The 17,316-nt window shown below is 42.8% G+C and carries 31 protein-coding genes; all 31 read left to right on the forward strand.

The annotated features are described in order from the left end of the window. The 31 genes from tuf (at position 1) to rplQ (ending at position 17,262) form a co-directional block, all read left to right on the forward strand. Positions 1-1,188, forward strand: a complete 1,188-nt coding sequence (gene tuf, locus ACP8HG_RS18205) for an elongation factor Tu (RefSeq protein ID WP_067204738.1) — start codon at positions 1-3, stop codon at positions 1,186-1,188. A 220-nt stretch (positions 1,189-1,408) separates the two neighbouring features. Next, complete coding sequence (locus tag ACP8HG_RS18210; RefSeq protein ID WP_421102075.1) at positions 1,409-2,728, forward strand: Na+/H+ antiporter family protein; 1,320 nt, start codon at positions 1,409-1,411, stop codon at positions 2,726-2,728. Between the two features lie 254 nt (positions 2,729-2,982). Next, positions 2,983-3,291 (forward strand): 30S ribosomal protein S10, encoded by a 309-nt coding sequence (gene rpsJ / locus ACP8HG_RS18215; protein WP_067204744.1) that lies wholly within the window; start codon positions 2,983-2,985, stop codon positions 3,289-3,291. Positions 3,292-3,334: 43 nt separating this feature from the next. Beyond that, entirely contained in the window at positions 3,335-3,964 is a 630-nt protein-coding gene (rplC, locus tag ACP8HG_RS18220; protein ID WP_067204747.1) for a 50S ribosomal protein L3, read from the forward strand. A gap of 25 nt (positions 3,965-3,989) precedes the next feature. After that, positions 3,990-4,613 carry a 50S ribosomal protein L4 gene (gene rplD / locus ACP8HG_RS18225; RefSeq protein WP_067204749.1) on the forward strand — a complete coding sequence of 208 codons (624 nt, stop codon included), beginning with the start codon at positions 3,990-3,992 and terminating at the stop codon, positions 4,611-4,613. Further along, the gene (rplW, locus tag ACP8HG_RS18230) at positions 4,613-4,897 is read left to right on the forward strand and encodes a 50S ribosomal protein L23 (protein ID WP_067204752.1); all 285 of its coding nucleotides are present in this window, start codon (positions 4,613-4,615) and stop codon (positions 4,895-4,897) included. The genes rplD and rplW overlap by 1 nt, the downstream gene beginning before the upstream one ends. 46 nt (positions 4,898-4,943) lie before the next feature. After that, positions 4,944-5,774 (forward strand): 50S ribosomal protein L2, encoded by an 831-nt coding sequence (gene rplB / locus ACP8HG_RS18235; protein ID WP_067204755.1) that lies wholly within the window; start codon positions 4,944-4,946, stop codon positions 5,772-5,774. Between the two features lie 60 nt (positions 5,775-5,834). Next, positions 5,835-6,113, forward strand: a complete 279-nt coding sequence (gene rpsS, locus ACP8HG_RS18240; protein WP_067204757.1) for a 30S ribosomal protein S19 — start codon at positions 5,835-5,837, stop codon at positions 6,111-6,113. Positions 6,114-6,132: 19 nt separating this feature from the next. Continuing rightward, positions 6,133-6,477 (forward strand): 50S ribosomal protein L22, encoded by a 345-nt coding sequence (gene rplV, locus ACP8HG_RS18245; protein WP_067204760.1) that lies wholly within the window; start codon positions 6,133-6,135, stop codon positions 6,475-6,477. Positions 6,478-6,480: 3 nt separating this feature from the next. Beyond that, the gene (rpsC, locus tag ACP8HG_RS18250) at positions 6,481-7,143 is read left to right on the forward strand and encodes a 30S ribosomal protein S3 (protein WP_067204763.1); all 663 of its coding nucleotides are present in this window, start codon (positions 6,481-6,483) and stop codon (positions 7,141-7,143) included. Position 7,144: 1 nt separating this feature from the next. After that, the gene (rplP, locus tag ACP8HG_RS18255; RefSeq protein ID WP_067204766.1) at positions 7,145-7,579 is read left to right on the forward strand and encodes a 50S ribosomal protein L16; all 435 of its coding nucleotides are present in this window, start codon (positions 7,145-7,147) and stop codon (positions 7,577-7,579) included. After that, positions 7,569-7,769 (forward strand): 50S ribosomal protein L29, encoded by a 201-nt coding sequence (rpmC, locus tag ACP8HG_RS18260; RefSeq protein WP_025783856.1) that lies wholly within the window; start codon positions 7,569-7,571, stop codon positions 7,767-7,769. The genes rplP and rpmC overlap by 11 nt, the downstream gene beginning before the upstream one ends. 17 nt (positions 7,770-7,786) lie before the next feature. Next, entirely contained in the window at positions 7,787-8,053 is a 267-nt protein-coding gene (gene rpsQ, locus ACP8HG_RS18265) for a 30S ribosomal protein S17 (protein ID WP_067204770.1), read from the forward strand. Positions 8,054-8,093: 40 nt separating this feature from the next. Then, positions 8,094-8,462: a 50S ribosomal protein L14 gene (gene rplN / locus ACP8HG_RS18270; protein ID WP_067204773.1), complete on the forward strand. Its 369-nt coding sequence runs from the start codon at positions 8,094-8,096 to the stop codon at positions 8,460-8,462. Positions 8,463-8,498: 36 nt separating this feature from the next. Next, on the forward strand, positions 8,499-8,810 hold the full coding sequence (gene rplX / locus ACP8HG_RS18275; RefSeq protein ID WP_067204776.1) for a 50S ribosomal protein L24: 312 nt from the start codon (positions 8,499-8,501) through the stop codon (positions 8,808-8,810). A 26-nt stretch (positions 8,811-8,836) separates the two neighbouring features. Next, positions 8,837-9,376 carry a 50S ribosomal protein L5 gene (rplE, locus tag ACP8HG_RS18280; protein ID WP_067204779.1) on the forward strand — a complete coding sequence of 180 codons (540 nt, stop codon included), beginning with the start codon at positions 8,837-8,839 and terminating at the stop codon, positions 9,374-9,376. A gap of 19 nt (positions 9,377-9,395) precedes the next feature. Beyond that, a complete protein-coding gene (locus ACP8HG_RS18285) occupies positions 9,396-9,581 on the forward strand; it encodes a type Z 30S ribosomal protein S14 (RefSeq protein WP_067204781.1) in 186 nt (61 codons plus the stop codon). A gap of 30 nt (positions 9,582-9,611) precedes the next feature. Further along, positions 9,612-10,010 carry a 30S ribosomal protein S8 gene (gene rpsH / locus ACP8HG_RS18290; protein ID WP_067204783.1) on the forward strand — a complete coding sequence of 133 codons (399 nt, stop codon included), beginning with the start codon at positions 9,612-9,614 and terminating at the stop codon, positions 10,008-10,010. A 30-nt stretch (positions 10,011-10,040) separates the two neighbouring features. Then, the gene (gene rplF / locus ACP8HG_RS18295) at positions 10,041-10,580 is read left to right on the forward strand and encodes a 50S ribosomal protein L6 (protein ID WP_067204786.1); all 540 of its coding nucleotides are present in this window, start codon (positions 10,041-10,043) and stop codon (positions 10,578-10,580) included. Between the two features lie 33 nt (positions 10,581-10,613). Next, positions 10,614-10,976, forward strand: a complete 363-nt coding sequence (gene rplR, locus ACP8HG_RS18300) for a 50S ribosomal protein L18 (protein WP_067204790.1) — start codon at positions 10,614-10,616, stop codon at positions 10,974-10,976. A gap of 22 nt (positions 10,977-10,998) precedes the next feature. Then, positions 10,999-11,499: a 30S ribosomal protein S5 gene (gene rpsE / locus ACP8HG_RS18305; RefSeq protein WP_067204791.1), complete on the forward strand. Its 501-nt coding sequence runs from the start codon at positions 10,999-11,001 to the stop codon at positions 11,497-11,499. Between the two features lie 13 nt (positions 11,500-11,512). Then, entirely contained in the window at positions 11,513-11,695 is a 183-nt protein-coding gene (gene rpmD, locus ACP8HG_RS18310; protein WP_067204794.1) for a 50S ribosomal protein L30, read from the forward strand. Between the two features lie 33 nt (positions 11,696-11,728). Next, positions 11,729-12,169 (forward strand): 50S ribosomal protein L15, encoded by a 441-nt coding sequence (rplO, locus tag ACP8HG_RS18315; protein WP_067204796.1) that lies wholly within the window; start codon positions 11,729-11,731, stop codon positions 12,167-12,169. Next, positions 12,169-13,461: a preprotein translocase subunit SecY gene (gene secY, locus ACP8HG_RS18320; protein ID WP_067204799.1), complete on the forward strand. Its 1,293-nt coding sequence runs from the start codon at positions 12,169-12,171 to the stop codon at positions 13,459-13,461. Before rplO ends, secY begins: the two co-directional genes overlap by 1 nt. Before the next feature lie 55 nt (positions 13,462-13,516). Then, positions 13,517-14,170: an adenylate kinase gene (locus ACP8HG_RS18325; RefSeq protein ID WP_067204801.1), complete on the forward strand. Its 654-nt coding sequence runs from the start codon at positions 13,517-13,519 to the stop codon at positions 14,168-14,170. A 424-nt stretch (positions 14,171-14,594) separates the two neighbouring features. Next, positions 14,595-14,813 carry a translation initiation factor IF-1 gene (infA, locus tag ACP8HG_RS18330; protein WP_067204804.1) on the forward strand — a complete coding sequence of 73 codons (219 nt, stop codon included), beginning with the start codon at positions 14,595-14,597 and terminating at the stop codon, positions 14,811-14,813. A 39-nt stretch (positions 14,814-14,852) separates the two neighbouring features. Then, the gene (rpmJ, locus tag ACP8HG_RS18335) at positions 14,853-14,966 is read left to right on the forward strand and encodes a 50S ribosomal protein L36 (RefSeq protein ID WP_067204807.1); all 114 of its coding nucleotides are present in this window, start codon (positions 14,853-14,855) and stop codon (positions 14,964-14,966) included. Positions 14,967-14,990: 24 nt separating this feature from the next. Next, entirely contained in the window at positions 14,991-15,356 is a 366-nt protein-coding gene (rpsM, locus tag ACP8HG_RS18340; RefSeq protein ID WP_067204810.1) for a 30S ribosomal protein S13, read from the forward strand. Between the two features lie 25 nt (positions 15,357-15,381). Further along, positions 15,382-15,771, forward strand: a complete 390-nt coding sequence (gene rpsK / locus ACP8HG_RS18345) for a 30S ribosomal protein S11 (RefSeq protein ID WP_067204813.1) — start codon at positions 15,382-15,384, stop codon at positions 15,769-15,771. Between the two features lie 133 nt (positions 15,772-15,904). Continuing rightward, a complete protein-coding gene (locus ACP8HG_RS18350; RefSeq protein ID WP_067204816.1) occupies positions 15,905-16,849 on the forward strand; it encodes a DNA-directed RNA polymerase subunit alpha in 945 nt (314 codons plus the stop codon). A gap of 32 nt (positions 16,850-16,881) precedes the next feature. Then, positions 16,882-17,262 carry a 50S ribosomal protein L17 gene (rplQ, locus tag ACP8HG_RS18355; protein WP_067204818.1) on the forward strand — a complete coding sequence of 127 codons (381 nt, stop codon included), beginning with the start codon at positions 16,882-16,884 and terminating at the stop codon, positions 17,260-17,262. Positions 17,263-17,316 lie beyond the last annotated feature (54 nt).

Here is a 17,316-nt window from a genome sequence, read left to right on the forward strand (position 1 = left end):
ATGGGAAAAGAAAAATTCGACCGCTCCAAGCAGCATGCTAACGTTGGTACAATCGGTCACGTCGACCATGGTAAAACTACACTAACTGCAGCAATCGCAACAGTTCTAGCAAAAAGACTAGGTGGAACAGCAGCATCTTATGCTGACGTTGATAACGCACCTGAAGAAAAAGAACGCGGTATTACAATCAATACTTCACACGTTGAGTATGAAACTGCAACTCGTCACTACGCACACGTTGACTGCCCAGGTCACGCCGATTACGTTAAAAACATGATCACTGGTGCAGCACAAATGGACGGCGGAATCCTAGTTGTTTCTGCAGCTGACGGCCCTATGCCACAAACACGTGAGCACATCTTGCTTTCACGTCAAGTAGGTGTTCCACATCTAGTTGTCTTCATGAACAAATGTGACATGGTTGATGACGAAGAGCTTCTTGAGCTTGTTGAAATGGAAATTCGCGACCTTCTTTCTGAATATGACTTCCCTGGCGATGACATTCCTGTCATTAAAGGTTCTGCTCTTAAAGCGCTTGAAGGCGACGAAGGCTATGAAGATAAAATTATGGAACTTATGGCTGCTGTTGACGAGTATATCCCAACACCACCACGTGATACTGAAAAACCATTCATGATGCCTGTTGAGGACGTATTCTCAATCACAGGACGTGGAACTGTTGCTACTGGTCGCGTTGAGCGTGGAGTAGTTAAAATCGGTGATGTTGTTGATATCATCGGTATCGTTGAAGAACCAAAAGCTACTACTGTAACAGGTGTAGAAATGTTCCGTAAACTTCTTGATTATGCAGAAGCTGGCGACAACATTGGTGCACTACTTCGTGGGGTATCACGTGATGACATCCAACGTGGGCAAGTTCTTGCTAAACCAGGAACTATCGTTCCACACACGAAATTTACATCTGAAGTTTATGTTCTTTCAAAAGAAGAGGGTGGACGTCATACTCCATTCTTCTCTAACTACCGTCCACAGTTCTACTTCCGTACAACTGACGTAACTGGTGTTATCGAACTTCCTGAAGGCGTAGAAATGGTTATGCCTGGAGATAACATTGAAATGACAATCGATTTGATTGCTCCAATCGCTCTTGAAGAAGGTACGAAGTTCTCTATCCGCGAAGGTGGACGTACTGTAGGCGCTGGCGTTGTAGCAACAATCCTTAAATAATTATTTCTTAAAACCGCCCTTTGTGGCGGTTTTTTTGTTGCCTAGGAAACTATAAAATCTCGTTAAATGGACAAGCTACAACATAAGGATTACTCATTGAAGATCCTGACTCTGATGCTGCGCTAAAAATTCATTGACAGAAGAAATATCCTCTGCTATCTTAATAACTATGCTTCATCACTTTAGCTGGATAAAGAAACAAATCATAGGGGGAATACAAATGAATGCAGTTATTATCGCCATAGTCGTTATGTTGGCTTTAAGTTTATTACGGGTGAACGTTGTATTAGCCCTAGTTGTAGGAGCGATTGTGGGAGGATTTACAGGAGGCTTATCAGTTGATGAAACGATTGTCTCGTTTACTGGTGGTCTAGGTGAAGGAGCAACAATTGCCCTTAGTTATGCATTACTTGGTGGATTCGCGGTAGCTATATCGAAGACTGGCATTCCTCAATTGCTTGTTGAAGCTATGTTGCGGATTGTGAAGAAAGAGGGGGAGCCTGATCGTACAGCACTAGGAAAAGTATTGATTGTCTTAATGCTTCTAGCGATGGCCATATTCTCGCAAAATCTTATTCCAATCCATATTGCATTTATTCCTTTATTGGTGCCACCGATTATACATGTCTTAAATATGTTGAAAATAGATCGTCGTCTCATTGCATCTGTTCTGACATTCGGGTTAACAGCACCATATATCTTGCTTCCATATGGATACGGATTCATCTTCCATGAAATTCTTGCTAAGCAAATGGCGGCAGCGGGTATGGCGATTGATATGGCGGACATACCGAAAGCGATGGCACTTCCTGTTCTTGGTCTGTTCGTAGGGCTGCTAATTGCTATTTTCTTCTCTTATCGCAAGCCGAGAGAGTATGTGGACAAGCAGTTAAAAATCACTGAAGAAGTGGTGGTTGTTAAAACACGTAATATCATCTTTACAGTACTAGCACTTATTGGCACACTTGCTGTACAGATACCAACACAGTCTATGATTGCAGGTGCGGTGACTGGGATTGCGATTCTGTATATTACGGGAGCACTTAAGTGGAAAGATGCTGATGGTTTAATCAATGAAGGAATGCGTATGATGGCATTCGTAGGATTTGTCATGATTACAGCAAATGGATTTGCTGCTGTGCTTCAAGAGACAGGAGATATTGTTAAGTTGGTGGAATACTCGAGCACTGCTCTAGGGGATAATAAGGGGATGGCAGCATTCGCTATGTTACTTGTCGGGTTAATCGTTACAATGGGTATTGGCTCATCATTTGCGACAATCCCAATTATTGCATCGATTTTCGTGCCGCTTAGTATGGCATTTGGATTCAGTCCGTTAGCCATCATTGCACTTGTTGGGACAGCAGCGGCTCTTGGTGATGCTGGTTCGCCTGCATCTGACTCTACGCTTGGGCCAACTGCGGGACTTGATGTCGATGGACAACATAATCATATATGGGATACATGTGTACCGACATTCATTCACTACAACATTCCGTTGTTGTTGTTTGGTTGGGTAACAGTCATGCTCTTTAATTAAGTAGTCAATAGTCCGAGTTAGCACTCTCGGACTTGCAATGAGTGAGAGAAAGAATTATAATAATAAAGTTGAGAAAAGAATTTCGCCAAGGCACTTGCGTTATTCTTTTTTTATGTGTATAATATTGAATGTTGGTCTTTGACTGCGATGAAGCGAGAGGTTGCCGACACACCAGGCCGCTTTGCCATGGCATGTGTGTGGGAAATTTTCGTGGAGAATGTCTATAACAAAATAGGCGCAAGGGAGGGAAAATAATGGCAAAACAAAAGATTCGTATTCGTTTAAAAGCATATGATCATAGAATTCTTGATCAATCAGCTGAAAAGATCGTAGAAACAGCAAAACGTTCGGGTGCTAGTGTATCGGGTCCGATTCCACTACCGACTGAAAGAACTGTCTACACGATTCTTCGTGCGGTGCATAAATACAAAGATTCGCGCGAGCAGTTCGAAATGCGTACTCACAAACGTCTAATCGATATCGTTAATCCGACACCACAAACTGTCGATGCTTTAATGAAACTCGATTTACCATCAGGCGTTGACATTGAAATTAAACTTTAATCGATACTAAATAAAGCACACATTAATTCAGGAGGTGGACTAAATGACCAAAGGAATCTTGGGAAGAAAACTCGGTATGACGCAAATTTTTGCTGAAAACGGAGATCTTATCCCGGTAACAGTGATTGAGGCTGGACAAAACGTTGTTCTTCAAAAGAAGACTACGGAAACAGACGGCTACGAATCAATCCAAATCGGATTTGAAGATAAACGCGAAAAGCTTGCTAACAAACCTGAAAAAGGGCACGTTGCAAAAGCTGATACTGCACCTAAGCGCTTCATTCGCGAATTCCGCGAATTAGACGTTAGTGGCTACGAAGTTGGTCAAGAAGTCAAAGTTGATACTTTTGCTGAAGGCGATATCGTCGACATCACAGGTACATCAAAAGGTAAAGGGTTCCAGGGTGTTATCAAGCGTCACGGATATTCACGCGGACCTATGACCCACGGATCACGTCATCACCGCGCACCAGGTTCAATCGGATCTGTTGACGCTCAACGTGTATTCAAAGGTAAAAAAATGCCAGGTCGTATGGGTGGCAAAACAGTAACAGTTCAAAACCTTGAAATTATACGAGTTGATCTTGAACGCAACTTGCTACTAGTTAAAGGTAACGTTCCTGGAGCACGCAAATCACTTTTACAAGTGCGCAGCGCTATCAAAGGAAACTGACTACTAAAGAAAGGAGGAAACAGGAATGCCTAAAGTATCCGTATTAAATCAGGCAGGAACTTCTGTCGGAGACATCGAACTAAATGAAGCAATCTTTGGTATCGTACCAAACGAATCTGTTTTATTCGAAGCATTGGTTCAACAACGTGCTTCATTGCGTCAAGGGAATCATAAAGTAAAAAGTCGCGGCGAAGTTGCTGGTGGAGGACGTAAACCATGGCGTCAAAAAGGTACAGGTCGTGCCCGTCAAGGTTCAATCCGATCACCACAATGGCGTGGAGGTGGTATCGTATTCGGTCCATCACCAAGAAGCTATAGCTACAAATTACCGAAGAAAGTCCGCAGATTGGCTCTTCTTTCAGCTCTTTCTACGAAAGTTCGTGAAGAAGATGTAATCGTTCTTGAAGGACTAACATTCAATGCACCAAAAACAAAAGATTTTATCAAAGTACTTGCTGATCTTTCGATTAACAGAAAAGCGTTGATCGTAACAGCTGACTTAGATGAAACTTTGGCTTTGTCTGCACGTAACATCCCTGGAATCAGTGTCGTAACAGCGACAGGTATTAACGTACTTGATCTTATCGGTCACGATAAACTTGTTATGACTAAAGCAGCAGTTCAAAAAATAGAGGAGGTGCTAGGTTAATGGAAGCACGTGATATTATAAAACGTCCGGTCATTACCGAGCGTACTTCTGAACAAATGGAATTCAAAAAGTACACTTTTGAAGTTGACACGCGCGCTAATAAATCATTTATTAAGCAAGCTATCGAAGAAGTTTTCGGTGTTAAAGTTGAAAAAGTGAACGTACAGAATTACAAAGGTAAACTTAAGCGTATGGGCAAGCATTCTGGTTATACGAACAGACGCCGTAAAGCGATTGTTACACTAACTGCTGACTCAAAAGACATCGAACTTTTCGAAGTCTAAGTTAAACAACTAATAGATATCTAATTATATGAAGGAGGGAACACAAATGGCGATTAAGAAATACAAACCTACCTCCAACGGACGCCGTAACATGACTACATCCGATTTTGCTGAGATTACTGCTGACAAACCGGAAAAATCATTGCTTGCACCGCTTAAGCGGAAAGGCGGCCGTAACAACACTGGTAGGATTACTGTTCGTCACCATGGTGGAGGCCACAAGCGCCAATACCGTGTCATCGATTTCCAACGCCGGAAAGATGGCATACCAGGACGCGTTGCTACGATCGAATACGATCCAAACCGTTCAGCTAACATTGCTCTAATCAATTACGTAGACGGAGAGAAACGTTACATTCTCGCTCCAAAAGGTCTTGTAGTTGGAGCAACTATTATGTCAGGCCCGGAATCAGATATCAAAGTGGGTAACTCACTTCCACTAGAAAACATTCCAATGGGTACTACAATTCATAACATCGAAATGAAACCAGGTAAAGGCGGACAACTAGTACGTTCAGCAGGAACTTCTGCACAACTACTTGGCCGTGAAGATAAGTATGTTATTGTACGTCTTCAATCTGGAGAAGTTCGCATGATTCTTGCTGTATGCCGCGCGACAATAGGTCAAGTTGGTAATGAGCAACATGAACTAATCAACATTGGTAAAGCAGGACGTTCACGTTGGATGGGTAAACGCCCAACAGTTCGTGGTTCTGTCATGAACCCTAACGATCACCCACACGGTGGTGGTGAAGGTAAAACTGGTATCGGTATGAAGTCTCCAGTAACTCCATGGGGTAAACCGACACTTGGTTATAAAACACGTAAGAAAAACAACAAATCCGACAAGCTTATTGTACGTCGTCGTAAGAAGTAATAGTAATGCACTGCGGTTCAATGATTGGACCGTAGTACAAACACGGAGGGAGGTTCCGACATGGGCCGCAGCTTGAAAAAAGGACCATTTGTAGACGATCATCTAATGAAGAAGGTCGAAGCACAAAGTGGATCTGAGAAAAAACAGGTTATCAAAACATGGTCACGCCGTTCAACAATCTTCCCGACATTCATCGGAATGACAATTGCTGTATATGACGGACGTAAACACGTTCCCGTCTATGTAACTGAAGATATGGTTGGTCACAAACTTGGTGAATTTGCACCTACGCGCACATACAGAGGTCATGGCGCCGACGATAAGAAAACAAGACGTTAATTGAGAGGAGGTTATTCTGATGCAACAAGCAAAAGCTACTGCCCGCACAGTCCGTATTGCCTCTCGTAAAGTCCGTTTGGTCGTTGATCTTATCCGAGGCAAAAAAGTCGGTGAAGCTATCGCGATTCTACGCCTGACGCCAAAAGCGGCTTCTCCGGTTGTAGAAAAAGTTTTGAAATCAGCGATTGCAAATGCTGAACATAACTATGAAATGGATGTCGAAAACCTATTTATCAGCGAAGTATTCGTTGATGAAGGTCCGACTATGAAACGTTTCCGACCACGCGCACAAGGACGTGCGAGCGCAATTAATAAACGTACGAGCCACATCACATTAGTGGTATCTGAAAAGAAGGAGGGATAATTCGTGGGTCAAAAAGTACATCCTAACGGTTTACGGGTCGGTATCATCCGTGACTGGGAGTCTAAATGGTACGCAGAAAAAGACTATGCGACTCTCTTGCACGAAGATTTGAAAATCCGTGAGTTCATCGAAAAACGTCTTGTAGAAGCTTCTGTTTCTAAAGTTGAAATTGAACGTGCTGCAAAGCGTGTTAACATCAGCATCCACACTGCTAAACCAGGAATGGTTATTGGTAAAGGTGGTACTGAGGTCGAAACACTTCGTAAAATGTTGAACGACATCACTGGTAAACGCGTTCACATCAACATCATTGAAATTAAACGTGCGGATCTTGACGCTAAACTAGTTGCAGAGTCAATTGCTCGTCAACTAGAAACTCGCGTATCATACCGTCGTGCACAAAAACAAGCAATCCAACGCACAATGCGTTCTGGCGCTAAAGGAATTAAAACACAAGTTTCTGGACGTCTTGGCGGTGCTGACATCGCTCGGTCGGAACATTATAGTGAAGGTACTGTCCCTCTCCATACATTACGTGCAGATATTGATTATGCACATGCTGAAGCAGACACAACGTTTGGTAAGCTTGGCGTTAAAGTATGGATTTATCGTGGAGAAGTCCTTCCAGTGAAGAAACAGAAGAACTCTGAGGAAGGAGGCAACTAATATGTTAATGCCTAAACGAGTTAAATATCGTCGTGTATTCCGTGGTAAAATGCGTGGTACTACAAAAGGCGGAGCAACAGTTCAATTCGGAGAATACGGTCTACAAGCTCTTGATTCGGCATGGATTACAAACCGCCAAATCGAAGCAGCACGTATTTCAATGACACGTTACATGAAACGTGGCGGTAAAGTATGGATCAACATCTTCCCGCACAAACCATATACAAAGAAGCCTCTTGAAGTACGGATGGGTTCAGGTAAAGGTGCTGTAGAAGGCTGGGTAGCAGTTGTTAAACCTGGTCGTATTATGTTCGAAATAGCAGGTGTATCGGAAGAAGTTGCGCGTGAAGCGCTTCGCCTGGCATCTCACAAACTTCCTATTAAAACTAAGTTTGTAAAACGTGAAGAAATCGGTGGTGAATCTAATGAAAGCTAATGAAATCCGTGACTTAACAACTGCAGAGATTGAGCAAAAGGTGAAATCACTGAAAGAAGAGCTTTTCAACCTTCGCTTCCAACTTGCGACAGGTCAATTAGAAAACACTGCACGCATCCGAGAAGTTCGTAAATCGATTGCGCGCATGAAGACAGTTATACGTCAAAGAGAAATCAGTGCAAATAACTGATGAAGGAGGTTGCAGCCATGACTGAGGAGCGTAACCAGCGCAAAGTATATACAGGCCGCGTTGTATCCGACAAAATGGATAAAACAGTTACTGTTATGATCGAAACGCAAAAGAAACATTCTAAATACGGTAAACGTGTTAAGTATTCTAAGAAATTCAAGGCCCACGATGAGCTGAACGAAGCTAAAATCGGAGATGTTGTTCGTATAATGGAAACTCGTCCATTGTCAGCAACAAAACGTTTCCGTCTACTTGAAGTAGTCGAAACAGCGGTCATCATTTAATTAACGTTCGGGTATATAAATCCGGGAGGAGGTAGCCTCAATGATCCAACAGGAAAGTCGTATGAAAGTCGCCGACAACTCAGGCGCTCGTGAAGTACTTACAATTAAGGTATTAGGCGGTTCAGGCCGTAAAGTAGCAAACATCGGTGATGTAGTCGTTGTAACGGTGAAAAAAGCAACACCAGGTGGCGTTGTTAAAAAAGGTGAAGTTGTCAAGGCTGTTATCGTTCGCACGAAGAGCGGAGTACGCCGTAAAGACGGTTCATATATTACATTTGATGAAAATGCTTGTGTTATTATCCGTGACGACAAGAGCCCACGTGGAACTCGTATTTTCGGACCAGTTGCTCGCGAACTTCGTGACAGCAACTTCATGAAAATTATTTCACTTGCTCCTGAAGTTCTTTAATCACATGATAGTGCCAAATCAAGGAGGTGCGACAGAATGAATGTTAAAAAAGGCGATAAAGTTATGGTCATCACAGGTAAAGACAAAGGTAAAACCGGTGTGATCCTAGTTGCTTTCCCTAAAAAGGATCGTGTGCTTGTTGAAGGTGTTAACATCGTCAAGAAACATACGAAACCTAACCAGGAAAATCCTCAAGGTGGAATCATCAGCCAAGAGGCAGCTATCCATGTATCAAACGTCATGGTGATCGATCCTAAGACAGGCGAGCCTACTCGTGTAGGATACAAGATCGAAAATGGCAAAAAAGTTCGTGTTGCTAAAAAATCCGGAGAATTGCTGGATAACTAAGTAACGGATGAAAGGAGGTCCAACAGATGAGCCGTTTAAAAGAAAAGTTTAAAAGCGAAATCACTCCTGCTCTTATGAGCAAGTTTGAATATACATCAGTTATGCAAGTACCAAAAGTCGACAAAATCGTCATTAACATGGGTGTTGGTGATGCTGTTCAAAACACGAAAGCACTAGATGCGGCAGTGGAAGACTTAACAATTATTTCAGGTCAAAAACCTGTTGTCACAAAAGCAAAGAAATCAATCGCAGGATTCCGTCTTCGTGAAGGTATGCCTATTGGAACGAAAGTTACACTACGCGGTGAGCGTATGTATGAATTCCTAGACAAACTGATTGCTGTTTCGTTGCCTCGTGTACGTGACTTCCGTGGTGTTTCTAAAAAAGCATTCGATGGTCGCGGTAACTATACGCTTGGCGTAAAAGAGCAACTAATTTTCCCGGAAATTGATTATGATAAAGTTTCTAAAATACGCGGTATGGATATCGTCATCGTTACGACTGCAAACTCGGACGAAGAAGCACATGAGTTACTAACGCAGTTCGGCATGCCGTTCCAAAAGTAAATAAGAGGGAGGCGTAAACGTGGCTAAAAAATCAATGATTGCTAAACAAAAACGCACACCAAAATTCGCGGTACAAGCATACACACGCTGTGAGCGTTGTGGTCGTCCGCATTCGGTATATCGTAAGTTCAAGCTTTGCCGTATTTGTTTCCGCGAGTTAGCATATAAGGGACAAATTCCTGGCGTCAAAAAAGCCAGCTGGTAAACCCCTAAATTTGGGAAGGAGGTAAATGTAATGACAATGAGTGATCCGATCGCAGACATGCTTACACGCATTCGTAACGCCAATATGGTTCGTCACGAAAAGCTTGAAGTACCTGCTTCAAACATGAAAAAAGAAATCGCAGAAATCTTGAAACGTGAAGGTTTCGTACGTGATGTTGAATATGTCGAGGATAGCAAACAAGGTATCATCCGCATTTTCCTTAAGTACGGTCAAAATAACGAACGTGTTATTACTGGTCTTAAACGTATTTCAAAACCTGGTCTTCGTGTTTATGCTAAAACTAGCGAAGTTCCTAAAGTTTTGAACGGTCTTGGTATAGCCCTCGTTTCTACATCAAATGGCGTACTTACAGACAAAGAAGCACGCGCTAAACAAGTAGGCGGAGAAGTAGTAGCTTACGTCTGGTAATTCGTAACAAATGAATGGAGGTGCACTTGAATGTCCCGTATTGGCAAAAAGCCGATTGAGGTACCTGAAAACGTGACAGTTACTATCGCAGAAGGTAACTTCGTTACAGTTAAAGGTCCTAAAGGCGAACTTACAAACACATTTAACTCGGATATTAAAATTGAACAGGAGAACAACGTGATCACTTTGATCCGTCCTTCTGAATCCAAAGAACACCGTTCTATTCATGGAACGACACGTTCACTTATCAATAACATGGTGGTTGGCGTTTCAGAAGGTTTCGAACGCAAACTTGAACTAGTTGGTGTTGGTTACCGTGCTTCACTTCAAGGTTCGAAATTAGTGTTGAACATTGGTTTCTCTCACCCAGTTGAATTTACACCTGAAGAAGGAATTGAAGTTGAAGTTCCTGCTAACACTAAAATTACTGTTCGTGGTATCAACAAAGAACGCGTTGGTGCTCTTGCATCGAACATCAGAAAAGTACGCCCACCAGAGCCGTATAAAGGCAAAGGGATTCGCTACGAAGGAGAAGTTGTCCGTCGTAAAGAAGGTAAAACTGGTAAATAATGCCGCTTAAGGCATCTGGAAGGAGTGATCACGATGATTACGAAAAAAGACAAGAATGCTACTCGTAAGAAACGTCATGCACGCGTACGTCGTAAAATCAGCGGGACTGCAGCTCGTCCACGCCTAAACGTATTCCGTTCAAACAAGCATATCTATGCTCAGTTGATTGATGACGTGAATGCAGTAACGATTGTAAGTGCTTCTTCAATGGAAAAAGATTTCGGATCTGAATCCAAAGCAGACACTGCAGCAGCAGTAAAAGTCGGCGAGATGATCGCAAAGAAAGCTGTTGAAAAGGACGTTAAGTCAGTAGTATTTGACCGTGGCGGATACCTATTTCACGGCCGTGTGAAAGCTCTTGCAGACTCAGCACGTGAAAACGGTCTGGAATTTTAATTAAGAAGGAGGTATACATTTCATGCGTCGTAATGATCAGAATAAAAGCGAATTCGAAGAACGCGTAGTTACCATTAACCGCGTAGCGAAAGTTGTGAAAGGCGGACGTCGTTTCCGTTTCACTGCTCTCGTAGTTGTCGGAGATAAAAATGGCCGTGTCGGTTTTGGTACTGGTAAAGCACAAGAAGTTCCAGATGCAATCCGTAAAGCTATCGAAGATGCGAAGAAGAATTTAATCGTTGTACCAATGGTTAAAGGAACTACTCCGCACCTAGTGCTTGGACATTTTGGAGCAGGTAAAATCCTTATCAAACCAGCAGCTCCAGGTACTGGAGTTATCGCAGGCGGACCTGTCCGTGCGGTACTAGAACTTGCAGGCATCACGGATATCCTTTCGAAATCACTTGGTTCAAGCACACCAATCAACATGGTCCGTGCGACATTCGAAGGATTATCGAATTTGAAACGCGCTGAAGATGTTGCTAAATTGCGCGGTAAATCCTTGAAAGAACTGTATAGTTAAGGGGGGAAATGCAATGGCGAACAAACTTGAAGTCACCCTTACAAAAAGTGTAATCGGCTCGAAGCCAGCACAGCGTAAAACTGTGGAGGCGCTTGGACTACGTAAATTACACCAAATGGTCGAACATCAAGATAATGTTGCAATTCGTGGCATGATCAACAAAGTAGACCACCTAGTAACAGTTAAAGAACTATAATTACGATTTTTTGAATAAGGAGGTGCCAATGAGATGAAATTACACACTATGAAGCCTGCTGCAGGTTCACGTACTAAGCGTAAGCGTATTGGTCGCGGAATCGGTTCAGGTTTTGGTAAAACTTCTGGTAGAGGTCACGGTGGACAAAACTCCCGTTCGGGTGGTGGCGTACGTCTTGGATTCGAGGGTGGTCAAATTCCACTTTTCCAAAGACTTCCTAAACGTGGTTTTACGAACATCAACCGTAAGGATTATGCAATCGTAAACCTAGACACACTTAATCGTTTCGACGAAGGTACTGAAGTTACGCCTGAGCTACTAATTGAATCAGGCATCGTGAGCAATGCTAAATCAGGTATTAAGATTCTGGGTAACGGAATTCTTGAGAAAAAGATCACTGTCAAAGCTCACAAATTCTCTGCTTCTGCTAAAGAGGCAATCGAGAAGGCGGGCGGACAGACCGAGGTGGTTTAATGTTTCAGACAATCGCCAACTTTATGCGAGTAAAAGATATACGGTCTAAAATCTTTTACACACTACTGGTACTCATTGTTTTTAGACTAGGAACATTTATTCCGGTCCCAAACGTTGATGCAACTGCACTACAGCAAACTGATAATAATCTTATTGGCCTACTGAACGTGTTTGGTGGGGGTGCCCTTGCGAACTTCTCGATCCTTGCAATGGGAATTATGCCTTACATCACTGCATCTATCATCGTGCAATTATTGCAGATGGATGTCGTACCTAAATTTACTGAATGGGCGAAACAAGGAGACGTTGGAAGACGGAAACTTGCGCAGTTCACGAGGTATTTCACAATAATCCTAGCCTTTATTCAAGCAATTGCTATGTCATTTGGTTTCAACCAAATGTATGGTGGTACGCTGATAAAAGACGAAGGTGTTTCGACATACGTGGTTATCGCGATCGTATTGACGGCAGGAACTGCATTTCTTTTATGGCTTGGTGAACAGATTACAGCAAAAGGTGTTGGGAATGGTATTTCCATCATAATCTTCGCTGGTATCGTCGCAGCAATCCCAAATGCAGTCAACCAACTTTACGCAACTCAGATTCAAGATGCGGGCGACGCACTGTTCATTAAACTGGCAGTTATGGCTCTTCTACTCGTCTTGGTCATTGCGATTACTGTCGGAATTATATACTTCCAAGAAGCACTACGGAAAATTCCGATCCAATATGCGAAACGTGTCACTGGACGAGGTCAAACGACTGCAGGCCAACAGACACACTTGCCCTTGAAACTTAATGCGGCAGGGGTTATCCCGGTAATCTTTGCTTCTGCATTTTTTATTACACCACAATCAATAGCGACCTTCTTTGGCACTAACAGTGTAACAACTACAATTACAAACGTTTTCGATTATACGAAACCGGTTGGAATGGTATTTTACCTGATATTGATCATTGCATTCACATACTTCTACGCATTCATCCAGGTGAATCCGGAGAATATTGCGGATAATTTGAAAAAGCAAGGCGCTTATATCCCGGGCATTCGTCCAGGACAAAATACACAAAATTACCTAACGAGCACTTTGTATCGATTGACATTTGTGGGGGCAATATTCCTCGCTACAGTGGCAATCATGCCGATATTCTTCATCAATATCGCAAACCTTCCACAGTCTGCGCAAATTGGAGGAACAAGTTTAATCATCGTCGTCGGGGTTGCACTTGAAACGATGAAACAACTTGAATCACAACTTGTGAAAAGGCATTACAAAGGATTCATGAAGTAATAATCACAAAGGTTCATCTCTATGTGATGTGAATATGAATGGGAGTGCAATACGTATGAATATCGTATTAATGGGTCTGCCAGGAGCCGGTAAAGGTACACAGGCAGACAGAATTGTCGAAAAGTACGGAACCCCTCATATTTCTACAGGCGATATGTTCCGTGCTGCTATCCAAGAAGGCACGGAACTTGGAGTCAAAGCAAAATCGTTCATGGATCAGGGAGCACTTGTCCCTGATGAAGTGACAATCGGAATTGTTCGTGAAAGACTAAGCAAATCCGATTGCGATAATGGATTCCTACTCGATGGTTTCCCACGTACAGTTCCACAAGCTGAAGCACTTGATCAGCTTTTGGCTGACATGGGTCGGAGAATTGAGCATGTTCTCAATATCCAAGTCGAGAAAGAAGAACTTATCGCGAGGCTGACAGGCCGCCGCATCTGTAAAGTTTGCGGTACATCCTATCATTTGCTTTTTAATCCTCCACAGGTTGAAGGTAAATGTGATAAGGATGGCGGAGAACTTTATCAGCGAGCCGATGACAATCCGGAAACTGTCACGAACCGTCTGGAAGTAAATATGAAACAAACTGCACCACTCTTGGCGTTTTACGATTCCAAAGAGGTGTTGGTAAATATCGATGGACAAAAAGACATCAAAGACGTTTTCAAGGATCTGGACGTTATTCTGCAAGGAAGCGGACAATAATCCTTTTCGAACTTAGATATTATACGCATTTTTTGGGCAGTATAGCATAGAAGCATAGAAGGACGTTTCAACGAGCTGCAAAAGCATATGATGCCCGGTATAACAACTAGATGGTTTTTAGCAGGGTTATGGTTCTGAAACATAGTAAATGCATTTTCTTGCTTTGGTAGGTATAATGGATTTCGTGGAAAGAACTGTATAACGTAACTGGGAACTCATCCACGGCATTCTGGACAGTCGTGTCCATTTCGACGCGATTTTCCATAACAAGAAGTCGAGGACGGACTTAAGGGAAACGGAATGTGGCAGACCTCTTTCGAACATCACTCATGCAATCCGGACATATGTTGAAGGAAGCTTTAAAGGCGACTGATGCCGCTCGATGGTGAGAACCTTTATTGGATATAGAAGGGAGACTGGGTTGATGGCGAAAGATGATGTAATTGAAGTTGAAGGAACCGTACTCGAAACACTGCCAAACGCAATGTTTAAAGTAGAGCTGGAAAACGGCCATACGATTCTTGCGCATGTATCTGGCAAAATCCGTATGCACTTTATCCGTATTCTACCTGGCGATAAAGTGACAATGGAACTCTCGCCTTATGATTTAACACGTGGTCGTATCACATACCGTTTTAAATAAACTTTTGTAACTCCGGAATACTGAAGGAGGTTGGGTAAGATGAAAGTTAGACCATCTGTAAAACCGATGTGCGAAAAATGTAAAATTATTCGCAGACGCGGCCGAGTAATGGTAATCTGTGAAAATCCAAAACATAAACAAAGACAAGGCTAATTCTGAAGGAGGTGCACAATATATATGGCACGTATTGCTGGTGTAGACGTTCCGCGCGATAAGCGCGTAGTCATTTCATTAACTTACATTTTCGGAATCGGAAAAACAACTGCTCAAAAAGTATTGGCGGCAGCTGGAGTATCTGAGGACGCACGAGTTCGCGATCTTACTGACGCAGAGCTTGATAAAATCCGTGAACAAATGGACACGCTTAAAGTTGAAGGTGACCTTCGACGTGAAACTTCCCTTAACATCAAACGTTTGATGGAAATCGGTAGCTTCCGTGGTATCCGTCATCGTCGCGGACTTCCTGTTCGTGGACAAAACACGAAAAATAACGCACGTACTCGTAAAGGTCCTAAACGGACAGTAGCGAACAAGAAAAAATAATAGGTAAAGGAGGTATCTTCTTAACATGGCACGTAAACAACAAACTCGTAAACGTCGTGTGAAAAAGAATATTGAATCCGGTATTGCACATATCCGTTCGACGTTCAATAATACAATTGTTACAATCACTGACATGCAAGGGAACGCAATATCTTGGTCAAGTGCAGGTGCATTAGGCTTTAAGGGTTCTCGTAAATCAACACCTTTCGCTGCACAGATGGCTGCTGAAGCGGCTGCTAAATCATCTATGGAGCACGGTCTGAAAACTTTGGAAGTTACTGTTAAAGGTCCAGGTGGTGGACGTGAAGCAGCAATTCGTTCATTACAGGCTGCAGGTCTTGAAGTTACTGCAATCAGAGACGTTACCCCGGTTCCACATAACGGATGCCGCCCGCCAAAACGCCGTCGTGTATAATGGCTTCTTCTCCATATGATTGAGAAACACAATTTATGTCAACAATGATTGTGCGATTGCAATTTGCCGTCTATGAAAATCGATTTCAATATGGAACGGCCTATACATTGATGTTTTGAAGGAGGGTAAATGAATGATCGAGATTGAGAAACCGAAGATTGAAACAATTATGATCGCCGAAGACATCAAGTTCGGTAAGTTTATCATCGAACCACTTGAACGCGGATACGGAAATACGTTAGGAAACTCCCTACGTCGCATCCTTCTATCTTCACTGCCAGGAGCTGCTGTTACATCTATCCAGATTGATGGTGTGCTTCATGAATTCTCAACAATTGAAGGTGTCGTCGAAGACGTCGCATCAATTATTTTGAACGTGAAAAAACTGGCTCTCAAAATCTATTCAGATGAAGAGAAAGTGATTGAGATAGACGTGAAAGGCGAAGGAGTTATCACAGCTGCGGACATTACACATGATAGTGACGTAGAAGTGTTGAATCCTGAACTTCCTATCGCGACACTTGGTAAAAACGGTCACTTGCGCATGCGTATGTATGCTGTACGTGGACGTGGTTACGCACCTTCTGATCAAAACAAACGTGAGGATCTCGCAATTGGCGTTATTCCAATCGACTCTATTTACACTCCGGTTTCACGAGTTAACTTCCAAGTGGAGAATACTCGGGTTGGCCAAATGGCGAACTTTGATAAGTTGACACTTGATGTTTGGACAGATGGTAGCATCGGTCCTAAAGAAGCTGTTTCACTTGGGGCAAAAATCCTAACTGAGCATCTAAATATATTTGTCGGCATGACAGATGAAGCACAAACTGCAGAAATCATGGTAGAAAAAGAGGAAGATCAGAAAGAGAAAGTACTCGAGATGACTATTGAGGAACTTGACCTTTCAGTTAGATCTTACAATTGCCTAAAACGTGCAGGCATCAATACAGTTCTTGAACTTGCTAGCAAGTCAGAGGACGAAATGATGAAAGTACGAAATCTTGGCCGTAAATCACTTGAAGAAGTGAAAGCGAAATTGGACGAGCTTAACCTAGTGTTACGCACCGAAGATTGAGCGAATTTATAGATTGAAGGAGGGAAACTTCTATGGGATACAGAAAACTTGGACGTACAAGTTCACAACGTAAAGCAATGCTTCGCGACCTAGCGACAGATCTAATCGTACACGAACGTATTCAAACGACAGAAGCTCGTGCGAAAGAATTGCGTTCAGTTGTTGAGAAAATGATTACGCTTGGTAAACGTGGAGACTTGCATGCACGTCGTCAAGTTGCACAATTTATCCGTCGCGAACTGGTTACAGTGGCAGACGGTGAAGGCAACGAGAAAGAAATCTACGCAATCCAAAAACTTTTTGATAATGTTGCACCACGTTACGCTGAGCGTCAAGGTGGATATACACGTATCATGAAAATGGGACCTCGTCGCGGCGACGGAGCACCTGTCGTTGTAATCGAACTCGTTTAATATATACAATGGCAATTGATTAAATCTTCAAGGGGTGTGTCTGGCGTACCCAGA

The organism is Sporosarcina sp. FA15 (assembly GCF_051550195.1).
Taxonomy (GTDB): domain Bacteria; phylum Bacillota; class Bacilli; order Bacillales_A; family Planococcaceae; genus Sporosarcina; species Sporosarcina psychrophila.

Bases quoted from the DNA above. Each gene is read 5' to 3' on its own strand.
- tuf (WP_067204738.1), top strand. From the start codon at position 1: ATGGGAAAAGAAAAATTCGACCGCTCCAAGCAGCATGCTAACGTTGGT.
- ACP8HG_RS18210 (WP_421102075.1), top strand. From the start codon at position 1,409: ATGAATGCAGTTATTATCGCCATAGTCGTTATGTTGGCTTTAAGTTTA.
- rpsJ (WP_067204744.1), top strand. From the start codon at position 2,983: ATGGCAAAACAAAAGATTCGTATTCGTTTAAAAGCATATGATCATAGA.
- rplC (WP_067204747.1), top strand. From the start codon at position 3,335: ATGACCAAAGGAATCTTGGGAAGAAAACTCGGTATGACGCAAATTTTT.
- rplD (WP_067204749.1), top strand. From the start codon at position 3,990: ATGCCTAAAGTATCCGTATTAAATCAGGCAGGAACTTCTGTCGGAGAC.
- rplW (WP_067204752.1), top strand. From the start codon at position 4,613: ATGGAAGCACGTGATATTATAAAACGTCCGGTCATTACCGAGCGTACT.
- rplB (WP_067204755.1), top strand. From the start codon at position 4,944: ATGGCGATTAAGAAATACAAACCTACCTCCAACGGACGCCGTAACATG.
- rpsS (WP_067204757.1), top strand. From the start codon at position 5,835: ATGGGCCGCAGCTTGAAAAAAGGACCATTTGTAGACGATCATCTAATG.
- rplV (WP_067204760.1), top strand. From the start codon at position 6,133: ATGCAACAAGCAAAAGCTACTGCCCGCACAGTCCGTATTGCCTCTCGT.
- rplP (WP_067204766.1), top strand. From the start codon at position 7,145: ATGTTAATGCCTAAACGAGTTAAATATCGTCGTGTATTCCGTGGTAAA.
- rpmC (WP_025783856.1), top strand. From the start codon at position 7,569: ATGAAAGCTAATGAAATCCGTGACTTAACAACTGCAGAGATTGAGCAA.
- rpsQ (WP_067204770.1), top strand. From the start codon at position 7,787: ATGACTGAGGAGCGTAACCAGCGCAAAGTATATACAGGCCGCGTTGTA.
- rplN (WP_067204773.1), top strand. From the start codon at position 8,094: ATGATCCAACAGGAAAGTCGTATGAAAGTCGCCGACAACTCAGGCGCT.
- rplX (WP_067204776.1), top strand. From the start codon at position 8,499: ATGAATGTTAAAAAAGGCGATAAAGTTATGGTCATCACAGGTAAAGAC.
- rplE (WP_067204779.1), top strand. From the start codon at position 8,837: ATGAGCCGTTTAAAAGAAAAGTTTAAAAGCGAAATCACTCCTGCTCTT.
- rpsH (WP_067204783.1), top strand. From the start codon at position 9,612: ATGACAATGAGTGATCCGATCGCAGACATGCTTACACGCATTCGTAAC.
- rplF (WP_067204786.1), top strand. From the start codon at position 10,041: ATGTCCCGTATTGGCAAAAAGCCGATTGAGGTACCTGAAAACGTGACA.
- rplR (WP_067204790.1), top strand. From the start codon at position 10,614: ATGATTACGAAAAAAGACAAGAATGCTACTCGTAAGAAACGTCATGCA.
- rpsE (WP_067204791.1), top strand. From the start codon at position 10,999: ATGCGTCGTAATGATCAGAATAAAAGCGAATTCGAAGAACGCGTAGTT.
- rpmD (WP_067204794.1), top strand. From the start codon at position 11,513: ATGGCGAACAAACTTGAAGTCACCCTTACAAAAAGTGTAATCGGCTCG.
- rplO (WP_067204796.1), top strand. From the start codon at position 11,729: ATGAAATTACACACTATGAAGCCTGCTGCAGGTTCACGTACTAAGCGT.
- secY (WP_067204799.1), top strand. From the start codon at position 12,169: ATGTTTCAGACAATCGCCAACTTTATGCGAGTAAAAGATATACGGTCT.
- ACP8HG_RS18325 (WP_067204801.1), top strand. From the start codon at position 13,517: ATGAATATCGTATTAATGGGTCTGCCAGGAGCCGGTAAAGGTACACAG.
- infA (WP_067204804.1), top strand. From the start codon at position 14,595: ATGGCGAAAGATGATGTAATTGAAGTTGAAGGAACCGTACTCGAAACA.
- rpmJ (WP_067204807.1), top strand. From the start codon at position 14,853: ATGAAAGTTAGACCATCTGTAAAACCGATGTGCGAAAAATGTAAAATT.
- rpsM (WP_067204810.1), top strand. From the start codon at position 14,991: ATGGCACGTATTGCTGGTGTAGACGTTCCGCGCGATAAGCGCGTAGTC.
- rpsK (WP_067204813.1), top strand. From the start codon at position 15,382: ATGGCACGTAAACAACAAACTCGTAAACGTCGTGTGAAAAAGAATATT.
- ACP8HG_RS18350 (WP_067204816.1), top strand. From the start codon at position 15,905: ATGATCGAGATTGAGAAACCGAAGATTGAAACAATTATGATCGCCGAA.
- rplQ (WP_067204818.1), top strand. From the start codon at position 16,882: ATGGGATACAGAAAACTTGGACGTACAAGTTCACAACGTAAAGCAATG.